The following is a 6,848-nucleotide window of genomic DNA, read 5'->3' as shown; positions in this document are numbered from 1 at the left end:
GACTTCACGTCGCACGCCCCAGTCAGTGTTTCCAGCACCGGAAAGCTCACGAAGAATTGAGACATTCAGGCTTGCCATCCCATTGAAATCCTTCAATGCAGTGACTTCTCCAGTGGCTAAATCCAGTGTTAAGTCTGGGGAGGCCAAAGGGATCTGATTGAACTGGATAGTCTCAGGTGTATTGTTGGCAGCCAGTGTTTGCTTTAGATCGTTTGCATCTTGAGTCACATAGCTAGCACGCATAAGCAATACAGACTCTGGTGCTGGCGGTGCGCTCTGCGCAATGAGTGGTGGGCCATCGAAAAACATACTTACCCCTCAGTCACAATGACGAAGCCTTTTTGAGTCACGGTGCGGCCATAAATAGGTTTGGCAACAGCACGTGACCAACCAATGCCTTTTTCAAGATCAAGCTTATGTCCCCATGTCTCAGCATCTGAAGGGGGCGCATCTTCAACGCGATACTTCACGATGCTCTGACCTTCGTTATCCATATACCCAGCGGCAGCACTTGAAATCTCCGTCCAGGTATCAGGGTTTAGTTCAACTCTTGTGGTCATGATGTTCTCCGCTATAGCGTGGCGGTGAATGTTCACCGCCAGCCCGTCATCGCCTTACGGCTGATAAGCCTTTACGCTTTATCGATTACTCGACTTCTGTGCTCACAACAATTTCAACGTCGTTGTAGTAGATGTTGGAATCACCACCATCAATCAGCATGCGGCTAATCAACTTCTTAGCAGCGGCTTCATTAGCTGGGCCAACCACTAACGTTGTTGCACGAGTGCCTAAACGAGTGCCGTTAGCACGCATCATTTCGAGCAACTGTTTTTTAGCCAGGGCATAGTTCGCTTCGTTCAGCGCGGCTTTAGAACCAATTGCCAGCTGAGGGAAGGAGTAGCCCACGTTGCAGCGACCATCGACACCTGCCGCCAGCTTATTGTTGAACCAGGTATACTCTTCGCTTGGGTTCATGTTTTTGAAGTTGAATGCGCGGCGGTTCTGATAGACCACTGGCTTGATAACCTTTGAGGTATCCAGCAGGAACCAAGCTTCACCTGTGTCTGTTGCAGGATCACCAACCACATTAGAGAAGGTGCTTGCTGGCGTGGTTTCTCCCGGGTGGTCACTATCAAAGAAGTTCTGACCGTCATAACACAAGGTTGTGAAGCCATCTGAAAGCAGCTTGTAGACCAGCGTATCTGGGAAGTAAGCCACATCTTCGCCGTACTTACGGGCAATGACGGAATACATACCAATCTGGTCGTCTTCCACATCTTCGCGTTTAACCGCAATTGAGCTTTCCCACGTTTTGTTTTCGATGGAGTAGCCATGTTTGCCGATATCCGCCAATTGACGATCACCCACCCATTCTTTGATGCCAGGTAAGTCTTTTAGCCAGCCGTAATAGTTTGCGGCACCTGCACTAGGTACTTCGGTTGCCACTTTATTCCATTGTGGCGAAGCTGCATTAACACCTTGTGTAGGCCGTAGACATTGAGACAAAGAGTGCCTCTAGGATTTGTGCTTCAGTAGCCATTGATTATTCTCCTTGACTCAGCATTTCTTTTTGCTTCAGGTAATCTTCTTGAGAAATACCCATCTTGCGGCAGGTAGCAACTTCGTGCTCTTCGAGCTTCACATTGCCATCTTTATCTTTTGGTGGTTGCTTTTGCGTGTTGGTCGCAATCGCTGGTGCAGTCTCCACAAACTGCTTGAACTGCTCAATGCCACCTTCAGTGCGGCAAAGACCGATGTACATCTCTTTGTTCGCAGGGGCCACTTTGCCTTCGTCCACCGCAGACTGAACCAGAGCGTCAATTTCCTGATTGGCAATATCAGCCAGCTCACCTTCCGCTTTGGTTGCGCGGTTCAGCGCAATTTCGTACGTTTCTTTAGGAACGTACTTGTTAAGGTCGGGCTGTTGCTTGCGGTTTAGGGCAACATCACGCTCAGCCTTGACAGAGTTGATCGCCACCAAAGCATCTTGCTCGGTTGCGTCTTCACCAAGACCTAGCGCCTCTCGAATAAGCTTTGGAAGCTTCATGATTTCGTCCTCTTCTCGATTAAGGGCTGGCACATAAAAATTAGGTTTGTTCGTCAGGCCAGCACTGCTCATCGCAGTGATGACGCCATCAGAGTCGTAATGAAAGGCAGGGGAGTAATAAAGGTAACGCTTATCTTCGATGAGCCAGCGGCCTTGGTAATTCCACTCCACTTCAGCCCAGATTTCACCATCACGGTTTTCAAGGGCGAGAATCCACCCATAAGCTCCGGCTTCTTCACCTTCAGGGGCTTTGATTTCCGTGGCGTGTTCCACATCAAAAGGCAGCTTGGCATTGAAAGCGTCAACGATGCCGTCAGGATTGCTGTTCATCCAAGTGCGGCCATCTCGGCCTTTGGCTTCTCCAGCAGGGATCATTGGAATCCAAACCGTGTTGGTTTCTTGCTCATTGCCTAAACCGTCAATCACCGTTTGTGAAAGGTTAAAGCACACAGCCAGATAGGTTTTCTTCATTGCTCGCTCCAAAAATCAGAACTACATAACAACCTCCTTGCTTTGGATGGGCTGGTATGAACTCGTTTCGTGGAGTTAAGAATGCGAAAAAAAAGCAACCAAGATAAATTAACCTCAGTTGCTCTATTGAAAGGATATTGTGATTGGCAAAAAAGCCTTGGTAAGGTTTTAAAGAGTACCGAAAAATTGCGGCTTGGCAAGCACAGAGCAACAAACAGAGCTAAAACACATCACCAAACCATGTTTAAACCCTGTTTAAATCGCTCCAGATTGATTAGAAGATTTTAAGACGAGTCATTGCAGCCGTAAAGGCACTAAGAGCCATTAGAGAGCGTTTGGCGCATTTTCGCTTCTTTCTTTGTAAGGTCAGCTTGCATCGCTTCCTGACGGGCTTTACCAGGATTGTAATTCCAACCTGGTTCAATCCCTTCTGGCAAGACTTCCACTTCCCCCGTTCGCTTGTTTATCCACTGCTTGGTACCATCCTCTGGTGCAGTGGTCGAGACGTTACCGGAAGCGATCAGCTTGTCGGCCTCAAATTGAGAAACTTGTCGTATCCAGCATTTACATCCCCAACCGTTCGGTGGCATGTGCTGGTTCCACCATGGGTCATCTACAGGCAGTAGTGTGTCTTTCCATCTCACGTGATCAATACGATGCTCCATGGAAGGGCCAAGCTGATAGAGCAAATAAGGCATCGCGCGTTTGGTTCGTCCAATGCGTTCCCATTGACCTGCTGCACGGGCCGTGCGCATGTTGGTGTTGTAAATGGTACGTATCCGACCTTCACTGCCCAGTTGCACTGGCTTGGATTCTTGGGTCAATGGATCATCCATGATTTGAATGCCCCACCAACCAGACTCAACCAGTAAAGGCTTGAGGACATCACGAAACTGCTCGAACGTCTGCCCTTGTTCAATGGCCTCTTCAACGATTGCCTTAACTTCAACCAGCAAGTCAGCATTGAGCATCTTAGCGACGGTGAAAGCATTCGCATGCTCTTCATTCCAAACGTCACGATAATCAAAGCCTGGTTCAATGCCTTTCGCTTTGAACCACTCCAGTGACTCTTTGGGCACAATATCTTTAGGCATCTTTGGCGTCCCCATAGCCGCGCATCTGGAACATAAACTGCGCCATCTGCTCAGTGAACTGCTCTGCGCCTAATTCATCTTGTAGGCTCGGCAGCTGGGCTAAGAAAGTCTCATAGCTGTCTGACTCTGACGCCAACTTAATAATGGGATTCATAAACTCGGCCCCGACTTCCACCCACTCATCCATGGCTTCATCGGTTAACTCATTCATCTCAGCGTCTGCCGTTTTACTGACGCGGTTTATCGCCAGTCGGCTACGCTGGCTGTTCATGGCAGCTGGCATGGTTTGCGCTAGGATTGCCGAAGTAGGCATCAGCACTTCTTCATTCTCATCGGGCTCTGATAAACCAAACTTCTCACGAACGCTCGATGCAGAGATTTTCAAACCGCGATCAATCAAAGGCGTAATGCTATCAACCAGCATCTTCAAATCTTCTGGTTGAGGAATTTTGATACGCACTTTCGGGTAGTGCGTTTGTACACCCCAATTGAGGATAATGTAAGGCTTAACTAAATATTCATTGATACAGGACTGGAGCTGACGGGCATCCCACTCAGCAATGTCCATACGCACTTCATTATGTACATTAGCCTGAGATTGAGAGCTGCCATTATCTGCCGTCATGGTTTGGCCTAAGACCGCTTTACTGATTTGCTCATCACACCAACGGGCCATGTTCTCAAACAGGGTGTTACCCCCATTGCCTTTCGCCGTTTCAATCAGCTCCAGCTTCATCGATTCGGGGATCACAGCACCTGCATCACTGGCAATACGCCCAATCGCATTGACTAAGGTACTGATGTCTTCAGGGCTTGCGTTAGGCCCATACTTACCCACGCGAACAGGGATACCAAACACCTCTGCAAATGCCCACCAATCACGCACGGTAAATGACTTGAGCATATACATCACCGCCACTAAACGCGCCAGACCATTGCGCCAAACGCTGCCAGATTTGGATCGAGGGGTATGCACCATAAACTTGTAAGGCTCTAATGGTTCACCACTTGGGGCATCATTACTGATGAGTAGAATTTCTTGTAGTGTGTCACTGTCCTGGCGCAGGTAACGTGGATCTACCCACTTATAGTCTTCCGGTTTCCATGGGGTCGCTTTGGTATCCCAGAGGATTTGCACCACTGATAACCCTTTACCCAAACCGTCAAGCAGATCAAAAAACAGCTCTGGAATTTGGTCATCATCCATAATGGCGCGAACGCGTTCGGCCATTTCCAAATCGGCTTTGTCTTCACTGGCGGCAACGACAGTCGGTGCAATGGCCGCGACGGCTAGCTTGCGTGTGCGCAGCTGGGCTGCATAGTGCAAATCACGCTCTTCCATCTCTTCAGCCAATGTCATGTAATCTTCAGGGTTGTTGCCATCGATAACACTTCGCAGCAATCCCGCCAAACGTTGAGGGTTGATGCTGTTGGCAACACTGGCAGGTCTTGGGTTACGAATGCTCGTGGTGTATGCCTTGGCGATGTCTTCCGCCAGGACGGTCTTATCTGGCTTAATTGGGTTGCCTTTGGCGTCTAGTATTTGGGTCATAATCGAATTCCTTTGCCACGCAAGTCTTGGTGTGGCATGTCGTCAAATCGGTTGTTTTCTTCTGCGGTGGCATAGAAAGAGCGGTGCGTTTCATCACCACTGGCTTTAATGGTGTGCAGTTCATAACGGGTAAGGTCAGCTTTAGAGGCTAAGAACCCAAGGAAAATCGCAATCGCACTATCACCATGTCGCTTGTTGCCATCACTGCCTGTGGTCCGTTTGTCATCAATACCAGGCACACCACGATAGATTTGGATTTGCCCCAGGTCGGTGATCACATCTTCATGTTTTGGCAGCTTGAGCTCATCATCTTCAAAGGCCGCTTTGAACCTTGGCATGTTCTCACGGTAGTAAGCGACAGAAAGCATGACTTCCTGAACTTCTTCCCCGTACTTGTAATGCGCTTGTTCTGCGAGATATTGACCGTTACCTCGTGCATCGAGAAAAATACCATCACGACGAGGAAGGCGATCACAGATATAGTAAAGGGCTTGCTCTTGCTGCTTAAATGGTACGTTCGCCAGCTCGACTAAGAACGGTACCGTGCGGCGGGTATCATCCTCAACTGTCACCGGAGCAAAGACCGTTAAATCACCACTACGTGCGAAGTCTTCACCCAGTGAATGACGTAGGTGACCAGGCAAGGCTTTGAGTAAGGGGCCAACGTGTTCAACCAGCCACTCTTGCATCTCACGCATGCGCTCAGCTTCACCTGCGCTGTTAAAGGCCATCGAGCCAGTAAAGCGAACCACCTTAGCGCTTTCTAAACTTGCCGCACGTTCGCGAAGACTGCGACTAATGTAAGCTCCACCGCCATTTTTAGGGACACAGAAATACTCTTCCAGGGCGTCTTCTTCCGTGGCGGTATCTCTCAATAAGTCTGACTTCCATTTCTCTTCAGCATCAACGCTCCAGGTCATCCCTTTTACCTGACAGATACGCTTGTAAAGTCCATCTCGGCACGCATCATCAAGCGTAATGGTATGAATGGAGTAGCGCTTCTTGCCTGCGCGGCTATCAATGATGAGTTGATTGAAAAGGTTTTCTATACCGTTGTGGGTAGAGATAAGGCGCACCTTTGCGCCCCACATAGTCAAAGCGAGTGCGGCTTTTAATACTTCTGCCAGCCTTTCATGAAACGCGGCTTCATCAATGGTCACATTACCTTGCATACCACGTAGGTTAGAAGGATTACTTGATAATGCCTGCACCTTAAACCCTGAACCAAAGTTCACCACAAAGGTAAGGATTTCCTTGTCACCATCTTGATCGAGAAACACTTCTTCCTGGACATCGCTGGCGGCGTAATTGAATGCTTTGGCCCACATGGCGACTGCATCAATAAATTCACGTGCCATCTCTTTGTTTGAGCCCACATAGAAGTGGTTTGTGCCCCCAGCGCTTCGAGACTTTGAAGCGGTCAATGCCGCATCAGATGCTTCCGCCCAGGTGATACCCGTCCGTCGGCTTTTTTCCGCTATCTTTAGTGGTGATTCATTCGCTACCCATCGTTTCTGGTAGGGAAGCAACACATCGTTTTCATCGTACTTCTCAGTATTCATCACGATTACTCTCCACCTCTATAAACAGTTGGTAAATGATGCCCACCGACCAAACAAACAGCCCTGCTGTAGCAGCAAGGCAAATCAAAAAGAAGTAAATCAACCAAAGAGGAAGCTCCATG

General features: G+C 48.8%; 7 protein-coding genes and 1 pseudogene. All 8 read right to left on the bottom strand.

The annotated features are described in order from the left end of the window. Window positions 1-309: pseudogene (locus tag HW45_RS19380) on the bottom strand (hypothetical protein); the annotation flags it as partial. A 2-nt stretch (window positions 310-311) separates the two neighbouring features. After that, window positions 312-560: a hypothetical protein gene (locus tag HW45_RS19375; protein WP_038229039.1), complete on the bottom strand. Its 249-nt coding sequence runs from the start codon at window positions 558-560 to the stop codon at window positions 312-314. Window positions 561-645: 85 nt separating this feature from the next. Further along, window positions 646-1,446 carry a Mu-like prophage major head subunit gpT family protein gene (locus tag HW45_RS19370; RefSeq protein ID WP_235225509.1) on the bottom strand — a complete coding sequence of 267 codons (801 nt, stop codon included), beginning with the start codon at window positions 1,444-1,446 and terminating at the stop codon, window positions 646-648. 97 nt (window positions 1,447-1,543) lie between these two features. Then, window positions 1,544-2,518: a phage protease gene (locus HW45_RS19365; RefSeq protein WP_038229037.1), complete on the bottom strand. Its 975-nt coding sequence runs from the start codon at window positions 2,516-2,518 to the stop codon at window positions 1,544-1,546. Window positions 2,519-2,832: 314 nt separating this feature from the next. Beyond that, window positions 2,833-3,612, bottom strand: a complete 780-nt coding sequence (locus tag HW45_RS19360) for a phage head morphogenesis protein (protein ID WP_081875862.1) — start codon at window positions 3,610-3,612, stop codon at window positions 2,833-2,835. Then, window positions 3,605-5,164 carry a DUF935 domain-containing protein gene (locus HW45_RS19355; RefSeq protein WP_038229034.1) on the bottom strand — a complete coding sequence of 520 codons (1,560 nt, stop codon included), beginning with the start codon at window positions 5,162-5,164 and terminating at the stop codon, window positions 3,605-3,607. Before HW45_RS19355 ends, HW45_RS19360 begins: the two co-directional genes overlap by 8 nt. Further along, window positions 5,161-6,726 carry a terminase family protein gene (locus tag HW45_RS19350; protein ID WP_038229032.1) on the bottom strand — a complete coding sequence of 522 codons (1,566 nt, stop codon included), beginning with the start codon at window positions 6,724-6,726 and terminating at the stop codon, window positions 5,161-5,163. The genes HW45_RS19355 and HW45_RS19350 overlap by 4 nt, the downstream gene beginning before the upstream one ends. After that, window positions 6,716-6,847: a hypothetical protein gene (locus HW45_RS30200; protein ID WP_268745558.1), complete on the bottom strand. Its 132-nt coding sequence runs from the start codon at window positions 6,845-6,847 to the stop codon at window positions 6,716-6,718. Before HW45_RS30200 ends, HW45_RS19350 begins: the two co-directional genes overlap by 11 nt. Between the last annotated feature and the right edge of the window lies 1 nt (window position 6,848).

The sequence above is a fragment of the Vibrio sp. ER1A genome (assembly GCF_000733315.1).
GTDB classification, from domain to species: domain Bacteria; phylum Pseudomonadota; class Gammaproteobacteria; order Enterobacterales; family Vibrionaceae; genus Vibrio; species Vibrio mediterranei.
Note: the sequence above shows the minus strand (reverse complement) of the source record. Positions and strands in the feature narration are given on the sequence as shown.

Bases quoted from the DNA above. Each gene is read 5' to 3' on its own strand.
- HW45_RS19375 (WP_038229039.1), bottom strand. From the start codon at position 560: ATGACCACAAGAGTTGAACTAAACCCTGATACCTGGACGGAGATTTCA.
- HW45_RS19365 (WP_038229037.1), bottom strand. From the start codon at position 2,518: ATGAAGAAAACCTATCTGGCTGTGTGCTTTAACCTTTCACAAACGGTG.
- HW45_RS19360 (WP_081875862.1), bottom strand. From the start codon at position 3,612: ATGCCTAAAGATATTGTGCCCAAAGAGTCACTGGAGTGGTTCAAAGCG.
- HW45_RS19355 (WP_038229034.1), bottom strand. From the start codon at position 5,164: ATGACCCAAATACTAGACGCCAAAGGCAACCCAATTAAGCCAGATAAG.
- HW45_RS19350 (WP_038229032.1), bottom strand. From the start codon at position 6,726: ATGAATACTGAGAAGTACGATGAAAACGATGTGTTGCTTCCCTACCAG.
- HW45_RS30200 (WP_268745558.1), bottom strand. From the start codon at position 6,847: ATGGAGCTTCCTCTTTGGTTGATTTACTTCTTTTTGATTTGCCTTGCT.